Annotated in this window: 19 protein-coding genes and 1 pseudogene; 15 read left to right on the forward strand and 5 right to left on the reverse strand. The window is 69.7% G+C overall.

Translation table 11 applies throughout. From position 1 onward, the window contains the following. Positions 1 to 77: 77 nt before the first annotated feature. A complete protein-coding gene (locus tag ABT245_RS44265; RefSeq protein WP_351746367.1) occupies positions 78 to 941 on the reverse strand; it encodes a helix-turn-helix domain-containing protein in 864 nt (287 codons plus the stop codon). A gap of 406 nt (positions 942 to 1,347) precedes the next feature. Here ABT245_RS44265 and fxlM point away from each other — a divergent pair, with 406 nt between their 5' ends. The 7 genes and pseudogenes from fxlM to ABT245_RS44300 all read left to right on the forward strand — a co-directional run bounded on the left by fxlM (position 1,348) and on the right by ABT245_RS44300 (position 9,013). Then, entirely contained in the window at positions 1,348 to 2,553 is a 1,206-nt protein-coding gene (fxlM, locus tag ABT245_RS44270) for a methyltransferase, FxLD system (protein ID WP_351746370.1), read from the forward strand. 38 nt (positions 2,554 to 2,591) lie between these two features. Further along, complete coding sequence (locus tag ABT245_RS44275) at positions 2,592 to 2,783, forward strand: FxLD family lanthipeptide (RefSeq protein WP_351746373.1); 192 nt, start codon at positions 2,592 to 2,594, stop codon at positions 2,781 to 2,783. A 239-nt stretch (positions 2,784 to 3,022) separates the two neighbouring features. Next, positions 3,023 to 4,745 (forward strand): annotated as a pseudogene (locus tag ABT245_RS44280) (lantibiotic dehydratase family protein); the annotation flags it as partial. A gap of 213 nt (positions 4,746 to 4,958) precedes the next feature. Then, complete coding sequence (locus ABT245_RS44285) at positions 4,959 to 5,768, forward strand: thiopeptide-type bacteriocin biosynthesis protein (protein ID WP_351746424.1); 810 nt, start codon at positions 4,959 to 4,961, stop codon at positions 5,766 to 5,768. Beyond that, the gene (locus ABT245_RS44290) at positions 5,765 to 7,009 is read left to right on the forward strand and encodes a lanthionine synthetase C family protein (protein ID WP_351746376.1); all 1,245 of its coding nucleotides are present in this window, start codon (positions 5,765 to 5,767) and stop codon (positions 7,007 to 7,009) included. Before ABT245_RS44285 ends, ABT245_RS44290 begins: the two co-directional genes overlap by 4 nt. A 20-nt stretch (positions 7,010 to 7,029) precedes the next feature. After that, positions 7,030 to 7,860, forward strand: a complete 831-nt coding sequence (locus ABT245_RS44295; RefSeq protein ID WP_351746379.1) for a thiopeptide-type bacteriocin biosynthesis protein — start codon at positions 7,030 to 7,032, stop codon at positions 7,858 to 7,860. Between the two features lie 121 nt (positions 7,861 to 7,981). Then, on the forward strand, positions 7,982 to 9,013 hold the full coding sequence (locus tag ABT245_RS44300; RefSeq protein ID WP_351746382.1) for a hypothetical protein: 1,032 nt from the start codon (positions 7,982 to 7,984) through the stop codon (positions 9,011 to 9,013). Between the two features lie 318 nt (positions 9,014 to 9,331). Here the strand turns inward: ABT245_RS44300 and ABT245_RS44305 are convergent, their stop codons facing one another. Then, entirely contained in the window at positions 9,332 to 10,570 is a 1,239-nt protein-coding gene (locus ABT245_RS44305) for an acyl-CoA dehydrogenase family protein (protein WP_351746385.1), read from the reverse strand. 109 nt (positions 10,571 to 10,679) lie between these two features. Here ABT245_RS44305 and ABT245_RS44310 point away from each other — a divergent pair, with 109 nt between their 5' ends. Next, positions 10,680 to 11,852 carry a thiolase C-terminal domain-containing protein gene (locus tag ABT245_RS44310; RefSeq protein WP_351746388.1) on the forward strand — a complete coding sequence of 391 codons (1,173 nt, stop codon included), beginning with the start codon at positions 10,680 to 10,682 and terminating at the stop codon, positions 11,850 to 11,852. A gap of 418 nt (positions 11,853 to 12,270) precedes the next feature. Here the strand turns inward: ABT245_RS44310 and ABT245_RS44315 are convergent, their stop codons facing one another. The 3 genes from ABT245_RS44315 to ABT245_RS44325 are packed head-to-tail and all read right to left on the reverse strand — an operon-like array spanning position 12,271 to position 13,909. After that, a complete protein-coding gene (locus tag ABT245_RS44315) occupies positions 12,271 to 13,122 on the reverse strand; it encodes a helix-turn-helix domain-containing protein (RefSeq protein WP_351746390.1) in 852 nt (283 codons plus the stop codon). Between the two features lie 27 nt (positions 13,123 to 13,149). Next, complete coding sequence (locus ABT245_RS44320; RefSeq protein ID WP_351746393.1) at positions 13,150 to 13,677, reverse strand: DUF6879 family protein; 528 nt, start codon at positions 13,675 to 13,677, stop codon at positions 13,150 to 13,152. Next, a complete protein-coding gene (locus ABT245_RS44325) occupies positions 13,649 to 13,909 on the reverse strand; it encodes a hypothetical protein (protein WP_351746396.1) in 261 nt (86 codons plus the stop codon). The genes ABT245_RS44320 and ABT245_RS44325 overlap by 29 nt, the downstream gene beginning before the upstream one ends. A gap of 230 nt (positions 13,910 to 14,139) precedes the next feature. Here ABT245_RS44325 and ABT245_RS44330 point away from each other — a divergent pair, with 230 nt between their 5' ends. The 7 genes from ABT245_RS44330 to ABT245_RS44360 all read left to right on the forward strand — a co-directional run. Then, positions 14,140 to 14,334, forward strand: coding sequence for a hypothetical protein (locus ABT245_RS44330; protein ID WP_351746398.1), 195 nt, complete (start codon positions 14,140 to 14,142; stop codon positions 14,332 to 14,334). Continuing rightward, complete coding sequence (locus tag ABT245_RS44335; protein WP_351746401.1) at positions 14,331 to 14,633, forward strand: hypothetical protein; 303 nt, start codon at positions 14,331 to 14,333, stop codon at positions 14,631 to 14,633. The genes ABT245_RS44330 and ABT245_RS44335 overlap by 4 nt, the downstream gene beginning before the upstream one ends. 133 nt (positions 14,634 to 14,766) lie before the next feature. Beyond that, positions 14,767 to 15,168 carry a hypothetical protein gene (locus tag ABT245_RS44340; protein ID WP_351746404.1) on the forward strand — a complete coding sequence of 134 codons (402 nt, stop codon included), beginning with the start codon at positions 14,767 to 14,769 and terminating at the stop codon, positions 15,166 to 15,168. A 115-nt stretch (positions 15,169 to 15,283) separates the two neighbouring features. Next, positions 15,284 to 15,427: a hypothetical protein gene (locus ABT245_RS44345; RefSeq protein WP_351746407.1), complete on the forward strand. Its 144-nt coding sequence runs from the start codon at positions 15,284 to 15,286 to the stop codon at positions 15,425 to 15,427. Between the two features lie 350 nt (positions 15,428 to 15,777). Next, on the forward strand, positions 15,778 to 16,596 hold the full coding sequence (locus tag ABT245_RS44350) for a helix-turn-helix domain-containing protein (RefSeq protein ID WP_351746410.1): 819 nt from the start codon (positions 15,778 to 15,780) through the stop codon (positions 16,594 to 16,596). Then, the gene (locus ABT245_RS44355; RefSeq protein WP_351746412.1) at positions 16,586 to 16,777 is read left to right on the forward strand and encodes a DUF397 domain-containing protein; all 192 of its coding nucleotides are present in this window, start codon (positions 16,586 to 16,588) and stop codon (positions 16,775 to 16,777) included. Before ABT245_RS44350 ends, ABT245_RS44355 begins: the two co-directional genes overlap by 11 nt. A gap of 32 nt (positions 16,778 to 16,809) precedes the next feature. Next, positions 16,810 to 17,027 (forward strand): DUF397 domain-containing protein (locus ABT245_RS44360; RefSeq protein ID WP_351746415.1); only part of this gene is annotated, 218 nt, incomplete at its 3' end.

Here is a 17,027-nt window from a genome sequence, read left to right on the forward strand (position 1 = left end):
GGACGGACACCCGGCGATCGCCGCTGCCCGCACCCCGCAGAAACACCCGGAACCCGCCCGACACCCTTGATCAGAATTCACGCGGTGGATCGAGGATCAGGATCCAGCGCTTCGTCGCGCAGGAAGGCGCGAGCGTGCCCGTACGCCTTGCGTGCGTCCTCTTGCTCCAGGAACAAGGAACCCACCGCGTTCTCCATGAAGATGACGTCCAGTGAGGGATCCGGTCCGCCGTAGACGATGAAACTGGTCAGCGCAGCGCTGTAGGCGCCTGCCGCGAACGGCAGCACCTGAAGGGTGATGTTCTCCTCCTGACGACGGTCCAGCAGCAGATCAAGCTGCTCTGCCATGACGTCGGGACCACCGACCCTGCGCCGAAGCACACTCTCGTCCAGAACGACGTGGTACGCCGGAGGAGACTCGCGTTCGAGGATCTGCTGTCGCTGCATCCTCATATCCAGGAACTCGGTCACCCTCTCAGGCTCCAGGGTGTTCCCCGGCGTTGCCTTGATCGCTGTGGCGTATCGCCTGGTCTGCAAGAGCCCCGGAACGACGCCCATAGAGACGTGCCAGATGGACTGCGCCTCATTCTCGAGCGGGAGCAGTATCCGCATCGGGTCCGAGAGCTTTCCGGCGTACGGAACCCACCATCCCTCCGTGACCTTGCTGTTCTTCGCCAGGTCGATCAGCTCGGCCGTCTCCTCCGCGGAGGCTGCATAGACCTCGCAGAGCTGCTTGACCTGGTTCCAGCGAACGTTCCCTTTGGCCTGCTCGTATCGGCTGACCGTTGCCTTCGACACACCGGCCCGTTGGCCAGCAGCTTCGGCCGACAGCCCGCGCTCCTTTCTGAGCGCGAGAAGACGAAAGCCCAGCTGACGCCGCCGTGCTGTCGGCCCTCCCTGGACCTCGCCATTCTGCCCGGCCGGTAGCGACTCGTTCGTCATGCTGGCGCTCCCCTGGGACGAGTGCGGCCAGTGTCCCGGCCGGCGCTTCGCGACCGCAAGGGACGTTACACGGCGGAACGGGTTCCGGGTTACGCACTGACCGGGGCCCGAAAGGTCCATGCGGACACTTCCGTTGTGAGCGTTACATGGGGAGCGATTCGGCGGCCATACTCCAACTCATTGGCTACCGAGCGCAGTTGAGCAAGCGCGCTTCGTGTGTCGAAGCGTGACGGCCCCGACGGCGTGCGCTCTTCGGGACTGCAATTCAGTTGGACTCCGAGCGCTGCCACCCACGACGGCGCGTAGTCGCCTCACTGGGGTGGCGTCCTGGCTAGCGTCTTCGCCGACCGCAAGCCGAGTTGGGCCGCCGCAAGCACCAACCCTCCCCACCGAAGTAGGTAATCGGATGACTGCTATCGATGACTCGACTGTTCGTGATCCCGACGCGCTGCGTGCGGACATGGTCCGCGCACTCCGCAACGAGAACGGGGTCAAGACCGAGCCCGTCGCCGCCGCCTTCGCTGCTGTGCCCCGCCACAAGTTCGCACCGGACGTATCCGCGGAACTGGCGTACAGCCTGCACCGCACCGTGCCGGTCAAGAAGGACGAGCACGGCATGGACATCAGCGTCATGTCCGCGGCCCATCTCCAGGCCGTCATGCTGGAGCAGGCCGAAGTCGAGCCCGGTATGAAGGTCCTGGAGATCGGGTCCGGCGGGGTCAACGCCGCCTACCTTCAGGAACTGGTGGGCAGCCAGGGAGAGGTCACCACAGTCGACATCGACCGAGACGTCATCGACCGAGCCCGCCAGTGCCTCGACGACGCCGGGTACGCGCAGGTGAAGACGGTCCTCGACGACGGTGAGGCCGGCGTACCCGACGGCGCTCCGTATGACCGGATCATGGTGACCGCGGCGGCGTGGGACATCCCTCCGTCGTGGATCAACGGACTCACGGAGAAAGGCCGGCTCGTCGTCCCACTGACGGTGTGCGGCACAACCCGCAGCATCGCCTTCGACCGCGACGGTGCCGGTCTGATCAGCCGCTCCTACGGCCTGGCCCACTTCGTGCCCATGCAGGGCGAGGGCGCTGCCGACGAGCGCAAGGTGATGCTGCGGGAGGGCATTGCTCTGCAGACCGACGACGTACGGGTGCCCCTGGAGCCCCAGGGGCTCAATGCGGCCCTCGGCATGCCCAGGCTGGAGCGCTGGTCTGGTGCTGCGTACGACCTGCCCGACGAGCTGGATCTGTTCCTCACGCTCAAGCTCCAGAGCCCGGCCCGTCTCCACGCCGCTCAGGACGTCGTTGACAGCGGGCTTGTCGAAGCATCTGCTCTCAAGGGGGTGCCTGCCCTGGTGAGCCGGGACAGCCTCGCCTACCGCACCCGCCGCGAGAACACCGGCACCGGCGGCTTCGAGAGCGGCGTGATCGCCCACGGCCCGCAGGCCGAAGCACTCGCCGACCAGTACGCGGACCTGCTGCGCCACTGGGCGCAGAACCACCGTCGACGGGGAGCCGCGATGTTCCGCTACCTGCCGGGCCCCGCACCCACCCCCTTGCCCGAGGACGCCGTGCTGCGCCGCCACGGCATCGTCACGGCGACCTGGGCCTAGGCCGTGCACCATCCGTCAACTGCCCCAAGGAGGCATACATGACCGTACAGATGGAGCGCCCGCCGGCACCTGTGCAGCCGGGCGCCGCCCTGACGCCGGCCGGTGAGTCGGCGGACTGGGACCTCGACATCACCATCGTCGAAGGTGGCCCCGCCGCAGACCAGCTGGTCCGCCTGACGAGCGACGGCTGCAACTCCACGTGCGCCACGGCGTGCGTGAGCTGCCCGTAGGGCCGACCGCATTGTTCGCGGTGCCCGGTCGCGTCCGGCCCAGGGCGCGACCGGACACCGCACGGCCACAGGAGAGGCACATGTACCGCCATGCCGATGCGGCGCTGATCCGGGGCGCTGCGGGCCACCCTGACCAGCAGATCGACTGGCCCGACCTCGTGAGCGCCGCTGCGAACGCAGCATCGTGGCGAACGTGGCTACAGCAGATCTGGGCCGGCTCCGAGTTCGCCACTGCCGTCATGGCCGCCAGTCCCGACCTTGCGGGCCGAGTCGAACAGGTCTGCGCCGGCCGCCCGCTGCCGGAGGCCACCGTGCGCCGTACCGTGCTCGCCGTTCTGCGCTACCTGCTGCGCGCCCGCACACGAGCCACGCCGTTCGGTCTGTTCGCCGGGGTTGCAGCCGCGCGAACAGGGGCCACCCGTGGTGCGCATCGGCCGCGCGCACCGCACCACCGCCAGAGCGGACGCCGCACAGGCCACGATGCTGGCCGACCGCTTCGAGCAGCACCCCGCACTACAACCCCACTTGAAGTTGCTCACTTCCAACCTCGCCGTCGAACACGACGATCACGTGGTGATCGAGCATCGGGCCAGCGGGAAACGCGATGTCGGCCCCGAGCACGTACGGATACGCCTGACTGCGCCCGTGCGCGGAGCCCTGAACGGCGCACGGAGCCCGATCCAGTGGAGCGACCTCGTGGCGAAGCTCGCCGTCGACTTCCCCGACGCCCCGCCCGCGGCGATGGACAAGCTCCTCGCGGGCCTGGTCCAGCAACGGGTCCTGCTCACCAGCCTGCGGCCCGCGATGACGACGCCCGACCCGCTCACCGGCCTCAACGACCACGCACATCACCTGTCCGCTGCCGAGAAGAGCGAGCTGGGCGAAACTCGCCGGCCCGTGATCGGCCTTCGCCTGGACTGGGACCTGACCATCCCGGACGTGGTGGCCCACGAGGTGGCCACGGCAGCGAGGGCCCTCACCCGACTCGCGCCCCGCTCCGCACCGACCGGCTGGACCGAATGGCACGCCCGGTTCCTCGACCGGTACGGGCCGCGGGCGATCGTCCCCGTCCTGGACGCCATCGACACGCTGGGGTACCCGCCCGGCTACCTCGGCGCCGGCACTGCGCCGGCGCTCTCCCCACTGCCCGATCGGGACGGCCGCCTCATCAAGCTCGCCCACGCCGCCGCCGTCCAAGGCCGTACTGAGGTTGTGCTCGAAGACGCCGCGCTGGAAGACCTGGCCACCACCGAACCCGGCCGCCCGGTCCAGCCCAGCACCGAGGTGACCGTACGCATCCAGGCCGTTGACGCCGCCGCGCTCCAGCGGGGTGAGTTCACGTTGCATGTCGTCGGCGTGGCGCGTTCGGCCGGGGCCACCACCGGTCGCTTTCTCGACCTGCTGTGCGACGATGACCGGCGTCGTATGACCGGCGTGTACGCCGGGCTTCCGGGAGTGCACCGCGACGCGCTCGTGACCCAGATCAGTGCTCCCCCTCTATCCGTTCGTGCGGAAAACGTCGCACGCGCCCCACAGGCGACCGATCTGGTGATCTCGCTGGGCGAACAGCAGAGCCCGGATACCCGCTTGATACCGGTGACGGACCTGGCCGTCACCGCCGACGCCGAACAGCTCCACCTCGTCTCGCTCTCCCATCGCCGGCCGGTGCACACGCTGTTGCTCAACGCCGTGGACCTCGGGCTGCACTCCCATCCGCTCACGCGGTTTCTGGCGGAGGCACCGGTCGCGCTCGCCGTGCCCTGCACCGGGTTCCTGTGGGGCACGGCTGCCTCGAACCTTCCGTTCCTGCCCGCGCTGCGCTACGGCCGCACGATCCTGTCCCCGGCTCGCTGGCTCCTCGACCGTGACGACCTGCCCGACGCCTCGGCACCGTGGCCGGAGTGGGACGAAGTCCTGACGCGGTGGTGCAGCGACGTGCATCTTCCCCAGCACGTGTACCTGAGCGAGGCCGACCAGCGCATTGCCCTGGACCTGGCCGAGCCCTCCCACCGGGCCCTGCTCCGCTCCCACCTCGACAACGGCGGCAGGGCGACCCTGCACCCTGCCCCAGGGCCCAAGGCGCTGGGGTGGATCGGCGGCCGTGCCCACGAAGCCGTGATTCCCCTGATCGCAGAGCAGAACCGCGCTCCCGTGCGTACGACAACACCCCACGTCGTGGCCCGTGAGCACGGGGAGCTACCCGGCAGCGGAAACCGTCTCTGTCTCCAGCTCCACGGACGCCGAGACCGGCAAGACCCCATCCTGACCCGCCACCTGCCGCCCCTGCTCAGCGACCTGGGCGACTCCCGCTGCTGGTTCGTCCGCTATCCCCACCCCGACGACCACCTTCGCCTTCGCCTGACCTGCGCACCGCGAACCCTCGGTGCGGCCTTCGAGCGCATCGGCGAGTGGACCGAGCAGCTTCACCGCCGTGGGCTGATCACACACGCCGGCTTGGAAACCTACCATCCGGAGACCGCACGGTTCGGCGGCCCCGCAGCGATCGATGCGGCAGAGGCGTACTTCGCGGCCGACTCCGCCGCCGCGCTGGGCCAACTCGCCGCCGCAGGAGCGAAGAACGCACCAGACGCCCGTGCGGTGACCGCCGCCAGCATGGTGGACATCGTCGCCGGCCTGTTGGGCGACCGCGCCGCGGCGATGCACTGGCTCATCGAACACACCCGAACCGACTCGACCGCCCCTCCCCGCGCCGTCTACCGACAGGCCGTCGACCTGGTGCACATACACCCCGCCGGTTTGGACCAACGAACCGTCACCGCATGGGACGCGCGGCGGACAGCACTGGCCGACTACGCCCGCGTACTCGCGGAGACGGACGCGAACCCCGGCGATCTGCTGCCCGACCTTCTGCATCTGCACCACGTACGGATGCAAGGCCCCGATCTGCCGAAGGAGCGCGCACACCTGCACCTGGCCAGGGCCGCAGCCCTGAGTTGGACGGCACGAGCAAGGAGAACACCGTGACCACGACAGCCTCTGTTCCCGCCGTGCTGTCGACCGCCGACAAGGTGGCCCATGCCTTGGCCGACCCGGGCACCGCGTGGCCGAACGGCCGACCCGGCGGTGGCCGGGCCTGGCCCCAGTCGCTCGCCGGAGGCGCTTCAGGCATCGCCCTTCTGCACATCGAACGGGCTCGTGCCGGCCGCGGTTCCTGGGAGATCGCGCACGCATGGCTGGCCGCGGCCCTGGACGGCGACATCAGCGCTGCGGCCAACGCGAACCTGTACTTCGGTGCTCCCGCCCTCGCGTTCATCACGCACCGCGCGGCGAGCGCGTCAACCCGATACTTGCGGCTCCTGGAGCGCCTGGACGCGGCCACCCTTACCGTCACCAGAGCCCGGCTCGCCGCCGCCCACCAGCGCATCGACCGCGCCGAACGCCCACCGATGGAGGAGTTCGACCTGATCCAAGGCCTCTCCGGTCTCGGCGCCTATCACCTCAGCCGCCATCTTCACCACGAGATCACCCGCGAGATCCTGGTCTACCTGGTGCGGCTGACCGAACCCCTGCCCGACCCGACCGGACTGCCGCCCTGGTGGATGAACGTCGCCCCCACCGGGGCGCTCCACCCTGACTACCCAGGCGGACACGGTAACTTCGGGCTTGCCCACGGCATCAGCGCTGCTTTGTCCGTACTCTCACAGGCCCTGATCTACAAAGTGACCCTGCCCGGCCTGGCCGATGCCATCGAACGGATCTGTGCCTGGACCGACCGCTTTCGGCAGGGCAACGACACTCATCCCTGGTGGCCGGGCCAGATCAGCGCGCAGCAAGCGGCCGACCAACACGTTCACGCCGAACTCCGCCCCCGGCCTTCCTGGTGCTACGGAGTCGGCGGCACCGCCCGTGCCCAGCAGCTGGCCGGTCTCGCTCTCGGAGACGCGACCCGCGTGCGACTGGCAGAGAACGCGATCCTCGATGCCCTGCGCGACCCGCACCAGCAGGCCAAGCTCCCCGAGATCGGGCTGTGCCACGGCATGGCCGGACTCCTGCACGCGGCGTGGCGAATGACAGCTGAAACCGACAACCCCGAGATCGCCGCAGAGCTACCGCACCTCGCCGAGCGGCTGATCGCGACACTCGAACAGGACGGTCACGACCCGGAACTCCTCGACGGAGCCGCCGGCGCGGCACTCGCCCTGCACACCCTCGGCACGAACCACGCGGCCGCTCCCCACTGGGACACCTTCCTCGCCTTGGCCTGAACCTCACGGAGGACCACTTCATGACCCAACGCGTCTGGCGCCAGGTCAACGTGGCGTTCCCGGACTGGGAGCGCGCCGAGACCACCGCCGTCACCGAGCTTGCCCCACTCCTCCGTACCGCAGAGGCCGTCGGCGCCATCACCACATGGTTCATCATCCGCAAGAATCCCTGCTGGCGCATCCGCTACATACCTGTCACCGGCGCGCAGAACCCCGTAGACCAGCGTCTCGATGAGCTGGTCTCAGCCGGACAGCTCACAGGGTGGACGGAGATCATCTACGAGCCCGAGGTGTACGCCTTCGGCGGCGCTCAGTCCATGGACTGCGCCCACCGCTTCTTCCACCGCGACAGCCGCAATCTCCTGGACCTCCTCCGCGGTGACGCCGCCCGTCACCGACGCGAGACCTCCATGATGCTGTTCAGCCTCATGATGCGGGCCGCCCGGCTCGATTGGTACGAGCAGGGCGACGTCTGGGCACGCGTCGCCGCCCACCGCGCTCTGCCGCCGGGCTCCGAGCAGAACAGGAACGCCAAGTTGCCCACCGCCGTTCGCCGCTTGCTCTCCGTGGACCCCAAGTACGCGATACAGCCCGGCGGTCCTCTGGCAGCGGCCACCGGATGGGTCTCGGCCTACACCGATGCAGGGCACGACCTGGCCCGCCTCAACGAGAACGGCCAACTCCGACGCGGGCTAAGAAATGTCCTCGCTCATCATGTGATCTTCGGCTGGAACCGACTCGGCCTTCCCCACGACACACAGGCCACCCTCACGGCAGCCGCGAGGACCGTCATCTTCGGCCCGGACCCGGCCACGGAGAGGAGCAATGCGGACCGTGTGGAAACTCCGTGACAGCGTCGCGCAGCGGTTCCCGCTCGTCGCTCGCCCCCGCCCTGCCTGCCTCCCCCTGCCTCAGCGCGTCCAGGCGTTGGCCGACCTCGCGGACACCGCTCAGAAGCAGAACGACCCAAGCATGGCCTCCACGGTCTTCAATCAGGCCGCGCTGATCGCCTCGGACATGGGACTCCCCGATGTCGCCCGCACCATGTGCACAAGACACGCTGCCGCCTACCTGTGCGCCACACCCTTGTCCCCGGAGGCGGCCGTGCGCGCCCTCGAACCGGCGGTCAACCTGGCACGCCTCCAGCTTCGTGCCGGGCGTCCAGAAACGGGGCGCCAACTCCTCCTGACCCTGTTCGACAGCATCACCCACGACAAGCCCGCGCGGATCGAGAGCATTTCCGTCCCCGCGAACCTCGTGGCGACGGTAGCCGGCCACAAGAAGGTGCGCGCCTGGCTGTGGGCGGTCCTCCTCGCCGACGGAACACGCGCGCTCACGAGCGCCGGCCGCTGGGACGATGCCCTCAATCACATTCAGCAACACCGTGGCCTTGCGCAACGAATGCTCGACGGCCGCCAAGTCGCCGTCCTCGCTGCTCTCGCACACGGTGACGCCACCCACGCCGATCACATGCTGAGGGGGACAAAGCCGGGAGAGCCGGAGGAAGCCATGGTTGCGGGCTGCCTGACGGCTTTGTGTCACCGCGTCACCGGGCGACCGTGGCAGCGTGCCCTTCAGGGCCTCGTCACGGCGTATCTCGACTACCCGGCTCTGGAGGGCCTGGCAGCGTTCCGTGCCCGGCTCGGTCTCGTCGTACTCGACCTGATCGACTCACCCGAAGATCCGGCCGCACGGCAAGTGGTCGCTGACCTGCACCGCCGAGCGCTTGAGTCGAATGACGGATACGCCGCCCGTGATGCCCTCTCGCACCCACTGTCCAGAGAGCTGGCCACTGAGGCGGAGGCGAAGGGCTGCCTCGGCCTGCTGGGCGTCTGTGCTCTGCAATCCGGCGTCCTCCCTCCGGAGGTCCGGGCCCAGATCGACGGTGCATTGCGGACCAGTCGACTCGTCATCCGGGAAAGTCTGACCGGTCCGTCCTCTACATCATTGGCGTGTCCGGAGCGGCCTCCGGAGACTGATCGGGATGCGAGAACTCCGCTGTAGCACGGCTGGTATACGGAGATTCCGGCTTCGCGGCGTACGGCGTCGGCGCCTCTCCAGCGTCGGCCCGGCGACGCCCGTGCTGAGCCCGCCGTGTCATCTCATCTTGCAGACCAGCCGCTCGGTGCTCAGCATCGCGAGCGGTGTACCGCGCCGTGTGAACCGAGCGGTGCCCTTGCTGCGGATGAGTCCGCGGGCGCTGACCCACGGCCACGGCAGCGCCCCGAAGGGGCGCGGGGCCGTATCGGCATGCGCTCCGCCGTGCCGGCGTGACCAGTCACAACGGTGCCACACACCGCACCTCGCACGCCGAACCCCGGGTCACCGCGGGCCCCCGTTGCGCCAGGGGGAGCCAGCCGTCGTCTCCGCGTGCGAGAACACCCCCGCGTCGTCGGCCGCGCGGCCGCGCAGTCGGTGTGTCGGGCCGAGGAGCAGTTCGTCGCCCGCCGCCCGCTTGAAATAGAGATGGGCCTCGTGTTCCCAGGTGAACCCGATCCCGCCGTGCAACTGGATCGCCTCGCCCGCGGCGGTCCGCAGCGCCTCCAGCGCCTGCGCGAGCGCGAGCCCGCCCGTCCGCTCCCCGTGGACGGTCGCCCAGGCCGCGTAGTAGGCCGCCGAGCGGGCCGCCTGGACCTGTACGTACACGTCGGCCAGCCGGTGTTTCACGGCCTGGAAGGAGCCGATCGGCCGCCCGAACTGCTCGCGTTGCCTCACGTGGCCGACCGTCCGCTCCAGCGCCCGGTCGGCGGCCCCGACGGCCTCGGCGGCCAGCACCGCGGCGGCCGCGTCCCCGGCCGCGCCGAGCGCGCCGAGCACATCCCTCTCGTCCTCGTCTCCGCCGCGTCCGTCGCCTCCGCCGAGCAATTCGGCCGCCGCGTCCCGCAGTTGCACCCACCCCTGCGGCCGGGTGGCGTCGAGCACCGTCTGCCGCCCGCGGGCCGTCCCGGCCGCGTCCCCCGCCACCAGGAAGAGCCGGGTCCGCGAGCGGGCGAACCCCCCGGTGTGGGCGGCGACCAGCAGCAGCCCGGCGCTGTGCCCGTCCAGTACCTGCCGGACCTCCCCGTACAGCCGCCAACCGCCGTCCGTTCGCCGGGCCTGTACCCCGCCCGCGCGGCCCCCGCCCGCCCAGTCGCCGCCGTTGTCGCCGGTCAGGGCGAGCGCGGTGGCGAGCGCGGTGCCGGGTACGGCGAGGGCGGCGGTCAGCTCACCGGAGGCGAGGCGGGGCAGCAGACGGGCGCGCTGGGCGTCGGTGCCGAGGGCGAGGACCAGCGGCGCGACCAGCACGGTGGTGGCGAGGAGCGGCGAGGGGGCGAGGGCCCGGCCCGTCTCCTCACAGGCGAGGGCGAGTTCGGTGGCCGTGCAGCCGACACCGCCGTACGCCTCGGGGAGGGCGAGTCCGGGCAGGCCGAGCCGGTCGGCGAGGGCGCGCCACAGGGCGGGGTCGTGTCCCGCGGGGGTGTCGAGGGCGGCGCGCAGGTCGTACGGGCCGCAGCGGTCGCGGAGCAGGGCGCGCAGGGTGCGCCGCATCTCGTCCTGTTCGGCGGTGAGACGTGCGTCCATGGCTCTTCCCTCCGGATCTGACGGCCCGTCATGTTAGGCGGCGCGGAGCCGAATGCCCAGGGTCTCGACACCTGCCGGCCGCCGCCCTATCTGATGTACCGTCAGTTCTATGGCATCTGGCGGCGGGACGCGGGCGGCGGTGGTCGGGGCGGCGCTCTCGGACTGCGGCCGGGTGCACGACACGACCCCTTACGCCCTGCACGCGCAGGCCGCCCGCCGCGCCCTGGCGGACGCCGGCCTCGACCGCCGTGTCGTGGACGGCTTCGCCTCGGCGGGACTGGGCACGCTTGCACCGGCGGAGGTCGCGGAGTATCTGGGCCTGCGCCCCACCTGGGTCGACTCCACCTCGGTCGGCGGCTCGACCTGGGAGGTCATGGCCGCGCACGCGGCCGACGCGATAGCGGCGGGCCACGCGCGTGCCGTACTGCTGGTCTACGGCTCGACGGCCCGCGCGGACATCAAAGCGGGGCGGCGCACGGGCAACCTGTCCTTCGGCCGCGCCGGCCCGCTCCAGTTCGAGGTGCCCTACGGCCACACCCTGATCGCCAAGTACGCGATGGCCGCCCGCCGCCACATGATCCAACACGGTACGACCATCGAGCAGTTGGCCCAGGTCGCGGTGCAGGCGAGGGCCAACGCGGCCCTGAACCCACAGGCGATGTTCCGCGACCCGATCACGGTCGACGACGTCCTGTCAGGACCGATGATCGCCGACCCGTTCACCCGGCTGCACTGCTGCATCCGCTCCGACGGGGGCGCGGCCGTGCTCCTTGTGTCCGAGGAGGTGGCGCGGGACTGCCGCAGCGCCCCCGTCTGGGTGCTCGGCACCGGCGAGCATGTCTCGCACGCCGCCCTGTCCGAGTGGCCGGACTTCACGGTGTCCCCGGCGGCGGTCAGCGGGCGCCTCGCCTTCGAACGGGCGGGCGTGCGCCCCGAGGAGATCGACTTCGCCGAGATCTACGACGCGTTCACCTATATGACGCTGGTGACGCTGGAGGACCTGGGGTTCTGCGGTAAGGGGGAGGGCGGGGCGTTCGTGGAGCAGGGGCGGCTGCTGGTGCGGGGCGGGCAGCTGCCGGTGAACACCGACGGCGGCGGTCTGTCGGCCCAACATCCGGGCATGCGCGGGCTGTTCCTGCTGGTGGAGGCGGTACGGCAGCTGCGCGGCGAGGCCGGGGAACGGCAGGTGCGCTCCCCGGCCGGCCGATTGCCCCGGCTCGGGCTGGCGTCCGGGACCGGGGGCTGGTTCTGCTCGTCGGGGACGGTGGTGCTGGGCCGCTGAGCCCTGCCCTCCGGCCCGCGGCGGTCACGGCAGGACGATCACCTCGGCAAGGTCGTCGGTGGCGTCGGCGAGGTCGAGGATCCCCGGCTCGGAACTGCGCGAAGTGCCCGTCGAGGCGTACACGATGCCCAGCTGTGCGGAGTCCTGGACGCCGACATCAGCTCCTATTTCTCCGTCACCTCGATGCCGTCCCAGGCACCGGCCTCGTCGGTGCGGGTCACGGTCGAGGGCTACACCGAGACAATCAAAGAGGCCTCGCACCTCATCCAGTTCCACGGAGCACACGGTGTGGCGAGCGATGGGCGGCGCGGCCGTCCTCGGCACGGTCGGCGGTGTCCTCGCCCAGTACCTGCTCCGCTGAACGCCATCGCGGCCCGCTCTCCTCCGGGAGGGCGGGCCGCTTTCGTGCGTTCAGGGGTCAGAGGGCTTCAATCGCGTTGAGGACCAGGGCGCGCGCGTCGGCTCCGTACACGGCCATGCTGCGCAACTGCTCGAACGCCTTCAGGTAGAGGGCGATCTCCGACGGCTGCGTGATGTTGACTTCCGCCGACAGGAATTCCACCGACACAAGGCTGTCGTCGTACATGTGGAACGTCTCGATAGGCCACTGGGGGCGCGCCGGAGTCGCCATCGGGATGATGCCCAGCGACACCTGCGGCAACGCGCCGGCGGTCAGCAGGTAGCCGAGCTGGGCGGCCATGGCGTCCTCGTCGCCCAGCTGGGAGTACAAGATGGCCTCCTCGATGAGCATGACGAACCGGTGCCCTGGTTCGTGGATGACTCGGGAGCGTTCGACGCGGGCGGCGGCGGCCTCGGCGCCGTCGTTGACGGGGATGCCACGGAAGTCGGCGATGCTGCTCAGCAGGGCGGCCGCGTAGCCCTCCGTCTGCAGGAGGCCAGGGACCATCGTCGAGGAGTAGATCCGGAACAGCCGGGTCTCGTGGAAGAACTGGACGACGCTGTCTTGCAGCTGCTTCATCCCGCGCCGCACCTGGTGCCGCCACTCGCTGTACATGGACTCCGCGTTCAGCGACTGGGTGACCAGGTCCTCCGCCTGGTCGGCGACCCCACAGGCCGCGGCCCAGGCCCGTATGTCCTTGGCGGATGGGGCGGTGATGGCGTTCTCGACGCGGGACGTCTTCGAGTGGTGCCAGCCGCACCGGTCGGCCAGCTCCACGACCGTCAGCCCGGCACTCTTGCGGAGGTCGCGCAGCCGCAACGCGACGACTTCGCGCGCGGCCTGGGCAGACGAGGACGGAGAGATGGGCATGTGAGCTGGCCTATCCGGTGCGTGCTGTCAGTGGATCTCGTACTGCTCGTGCGGGATGGCGTGGGACCACACGGCCTCGAACGCCTCGGCGCACAGCTTGGCCGCGGCTGAGTCGTCGCTGATCTCCTCGCCGGTCCACGCCCCATCGCCGGCGAAATGGTTCCAGTGGGTCCAGTGCTCGTCGAAGAGCCAGAAGTCGTTGCCCGGCAGGGCGATGCCGGATGCTCGGCGCCGCGGCAGCCACCGCACCTGCTCGCCCGCTGCAACGTTGGTGAAGGTGCCGTCGTACAGGAAGCGCGTGTACTCGCTCACCGGCTCCGAGACGATGCGCGCCCGGCGCACGACGACGCCTCGTGCCACGGTTTCCTGGATGAGGTCGAGCCACGGCCGCCACCAAGAGGCGCGGTCCGCCGGGTCGTGACGGAAGCCGTTCTTCCAGTCGGCGAACGGGCCCTCTTCGTAGTCGACGGCATAGGAGTCCCGCATTTCGAGGTGAACGGCTGAGCGCGTGCAGCCCGCGATCAGCTCATCGAAGGTCGGAACGCTCGACGACATTGCACGCCTCCCTGATCATGTGCACCATCCTGGCGGGGATACGGACCACTGCCTCGCCCTTGGGGATTCCCTGCGCGTGGCCCGGCACCTCGAACGCCGCGCATTCCGCCTCCAGTTCGGGCCCTGGCTCCCAGCCCTGGAAGACGAACTCTTTCTTCTCCTGGTCGACCCACACGGTGGGGCTCTGCTTGTCCCCGGTGTTGGGGTCGATGCCGATGAACAGTAGCGCCACGGCTGCCTCCGTCGATGAGTTGTGCAGTTGTGTGCAACACGGTCATCTCTTCGGCCTAACCGGTCAAGGGCGCAAAGCAGTCAAGCCACCAGTCAGAAGAGAGCCGTGAGCAGATCTGCACATCGCTGGCGGTGGCCATGTGCACGCTCCTAGCGTCGGCGGGTACGACGAAACCCCGGCGAGGCGGCGGGCCTCCCGGGGCACGGTCAACGCCGCTGAGGAGCGTCGACATGGCAGAGACTACGCAGACCGAGGCCACCCCCGACAAGCCCACCGCCCATGGCTGGTGCACGTGGCACAAGGGCGTCGCCGAAGGCATCCGGCTGATCAGCGCGATCGAGCAGGGCTCCGGGCCCGGAGTGAGCCTGTTCGCCTGCGGCCCGTGCCGCGACCTGTACGGCCTGGTCCCGCTCACGGACCGGTGAACCCCGGCTTCGCCAGCGCGGTCGAGATGCTGCCCATGCCCCGCCGGGAGTTCACGGCCGCGCAGCTCGACGGCACCGCCTGCCCGTGGTGCGCACGGCCGTCCGAGATACCGCTGGGTCCGCGGCTGCGCGTGGCCGAGGGGCACCTGGACCGCTGGTTCCCGCACGCGTGCCTGCCGTGCGCTCAGCGGGAGGCCGCGCGCGTGCATGCGATCCACGTGACTGTGTGCCCGCGCTGCACGCACCGGGACTACTGCCCCGACGCACGCGCCTTGCGTGCCCTCGCGCCGGCATCCTGAGACGCCGCCCGCCCCTGGCCTGCGGGCGGCACCAGGCCCCGGCCGGACGCCGGCCCGGCCGGGGCCGACAAGACCCCTGAAGCGGGCGGTGCGCGAGTGCCTAGACTGGCCGCTTCGCACGGAGAGGACCGTCATGCGCAACGACACATTCGTTCCATTCGCCATGGACTGCGTCAAGAACACGCCGGGCGTAAGCCGCGTCCAGACCCTCGCCGAGGCCGGCGACACCACGCACCCCCGCGGGATCGTCGTGACCGTCGGGTCCAAGGAGACCCGCTGGCAGTTCAACCACCAGCTCGCGGACGGCGAGAAGCACGACACCCCCACCGCCGAGATCGACGGCCAGCCCGCCGCGTGGACGGACACCACCGTGCAGGACGGGGGCGAGGAGTGGCTGGCCGCAGTCATCGGCCGCGCCGAGTCCCCGAAGATCGCGAAGATCGAACGCTGGTCGGCCCGCGAGGGCAGCAGCGGCCGCGAGGGCGTGACCGTCTTCTTCCACAACGGCGCCAGGGCTTTCATCCGGCGCATCTGAGACCTCTCCGGCCGCACCGGCGGCACCGGCGGCACCGGCGGCACCGGCGGCACCGGGGAGTGCACCACCAGCACCACACATCAGCACCATCCCGACGATCGAGGGAGACCTGCTCATGCGTGTAGACCCCGGCCGCTGCGAAGCCAGTTGCCCCGTGTGCGGCGCCTACGGCAGCGCGAACCCCGGCGAGCCGACCGCCCCGCACCAGGCGCAGGGCAGCCGCGAGATGTGCCCGGGAAGCGGCCAGCCCGCCCAGTGACCTGACGCTCTGAAGCTCGACCACGGCCCCGGCCGAATCGGCGTCCGGCCGGGGCCGACGTACGCCCTACGCCTTCGGGGCGACTGGGAACGCCATGATGGCGGTCCGCCGCGCCCGGAGCAGCGCCCACAGGATCCGGTCCCCGCCGGGCGGCACCGTGCCCGCCGCCACCAGTTCGACCAGACGCCGCCCGTTCAGTGCGGGCCCGACCTCGGGGATGTGTACGGGAGTCCGGTCTCCTCCTGTACGGGCAGCGCGTCCATGTCGGCCCGCAGAAGTACGGTCGCAAGCGTAGGTCGGTTTTCTGATTCCTCCCACCTGAACGGAATGGTTCGGTTACGCTCTGCTACATGGTGCACATCCGTGAACTCGACCCGAGCGCATCGCCGTTGGACTACTTCGGCTACGAACTGCACCGAAAACGGGAGGAAGCGGGGCTGACGCAGAAGGAACTCGGCGGGATCGTCTTCTGCACGGGTTCACTGATCGGCCAGATCGAGACCACGCTCAAGGTACCGACGAGAGAGTTCGCCGAACGGGTCGACGCGGCCCTCATGACCGACGGGTGCTTCACGCGGTTGGTGGGGCTGGTCTTGCGGAGCCAGTTGCCTACGTGGTTTCAGCCGTACGCGGCGATGGAGTCAGAGGCGACGAACATCTCCACGTTTCAGGCGCAGGTCGTATACGGGCTGCTGCAGACCGAGAAGTACGCCCGTGCAGTACTAGGAGCACCCGAGCCAGGGCACCTCGACGAGTTGGTCGCCGCTCGACTGGAGCGGCAGCGTCTCCTGCAGAAGGAGCAGCCGCCGTTGCTGTGGGTGGTACTGGACGAGGCAGTGCTGTACCGGCCGATGGGTGGACGGGAGGTGATGCGGGAACAACTCACGCACCTGTTGAGCGTCGGCACTCAACGCCGGGTTAAGGTTCAGGTGTTGCCATACTCGGCCGGTGAACACCCGGGGCTGCCAGGCGCCTTCAACCTCTTGCGCTTCAACGACCACCCGGACATCGTCTACACCGAGGACTTCATCCAGGGGCACATGACGGCCAATCCGCATGGTGTCAGCGACGGTTGGCTCTACTACGATCATTTGCAGGCTGCCGCGCTCTCGGTTCGGGACTCGGCAGAGCTGATCACCCACGTGATGGAGGACTGCTATGGAGACTAGCCAGCAGCTGAAAAGCGCGACGTGGCGTAAGTCCAGCTACAGCAGCAGCAACGGTGGCGACTGCGTCGAGGTCGCCGATCTCACCGCTCTCGTTGCCGTCCGGGACTCCAAGAACCATGAGGCGGGACGGTTCGCCGTCGCGCCGGAGGCATGGACCGCCTTCCTGCGCGACCTGAAGTGACCTAGAGCGACCCCACGTGTTGGAGGAACGCTATGGAGAACGCCCAACAACTCAGCAGCATGACGTGGCGCAAGTCCAGCCATAGCGGCAACACCGGCGGCCAATGCGTCGAGTGCGCCGCGCTCGGCACGGTCGCGTGGCGCAAGTCGTCGTACAGCGGCAACACCGGCGGCGACTGCGTAGAAGTCGCCGACCTCAACGCACTCGTTGCCGTCCGTGACTCCAAGAACCCCGACGCAGGGCGGTTCGC

The organism is Streptomyces sp. NPDC001508, from assembly GCF_040298665.1.
Classification (GTDB): Bacteria; Actinomycetota; Actinomycetes; order Streptomycetales; family Streptomycetaceae; genus Streptomyces.

Coding starts and splice junctions, on each gene's coding strand:
- ABT245_RS44265 (WP_351746367.1), bottom strand. CDS start 941: ATGACGAACGAGTCGCTACCGGCCGGGCAGAATGGCGAGGTCCAGGGA.
- fxlM (WP_351746370.1), top strand. CDS start 1,348: ATGACTGCTATCGATGACTCGACTGTTCGTGATCCCGACGCGCTGCGT.
- ABT245_RS44275 (WP_351746373.1), top strand. CDS start 2,592: ATGACCGTACAGATGGAGCGCCCGCCGGCACCTGTGCAGCCGGGCGCC.
- ABT245_RS44295 (WP_351746379.1), top strand. CDS start 7,030: ATGACCCAACGCGTCTGGCGCCAGGTCAACGTGGCGTTCCCGGACTGG.
- ABT245_RS44300 (WP_351746382.1), top strand. CDS start 7,982: ATGGCCTCCACGGTCTTCAATCAGGCCGCGCTGATCGCCTCGGACATG.
- ABT245_RS44305 (WP_351746385.1), bottom strand. CDS start 10,570: ATGGACGCACGTCTCACCGCCGAACAGGACGAGATGCGGCGCACCCTG.
- ABT245_RS44310 (WP_351746388.1), top strand. CDS start 10,680: ATGGCATCTGGCGGCGGGACGCGGGCGGCGGTGGTCGGGGCGGCGCTC.
- ABT245_RS44315 (WP_351746390.1), bottom strand. CDS start 13,122: ATGCCCATCTCTCCGTCCTCGTCTGCCCAGGCCGCGCGCGAAGTCGTC.
- ABT245_RS44320 (WP_351746393.1), bottom strand. CDS start 13,677: ATGTCGTCGAGCGTTCCGACCTTCGATGAGCTGATCGCGGGCTGCACG.
- ABT245_RS44330 (WP_351746398.1), top strand. CDS start 14,140: ATGGCAGAGACTACGCAGACCGAGGCCACCCCCGACAAGCCCACCGCC.
- ABT245_RS44340 (WP_351746404.1), top strand. CDS start 14,767: ATGCGCAACGACACATTCGTTCCATTCGCCATGGACTGCGTCAAGAAC.
- ABT245_RS44345 (WP_351746407.1), top strand. CDS start 15,284: ATGCGTGTAGACCCCGGCCGCTGCGAAGCCAGTTGCCCCGTGTGCGGC.
- ABT245_RS44350 (WP_351746410.1), top strand. CDS start 15,778: ATGGTGCACATCCGTGAACTCGACCCGAGCGCATCGCCGTTGGACTAC.
- ABT245_RS44355 (WP_351746412.1), top strand. CDS start 16,586: ATGGAGACTAGCCAGCAGCTGAAAAGCGCGACGTGGCGTAAGTCCAGC.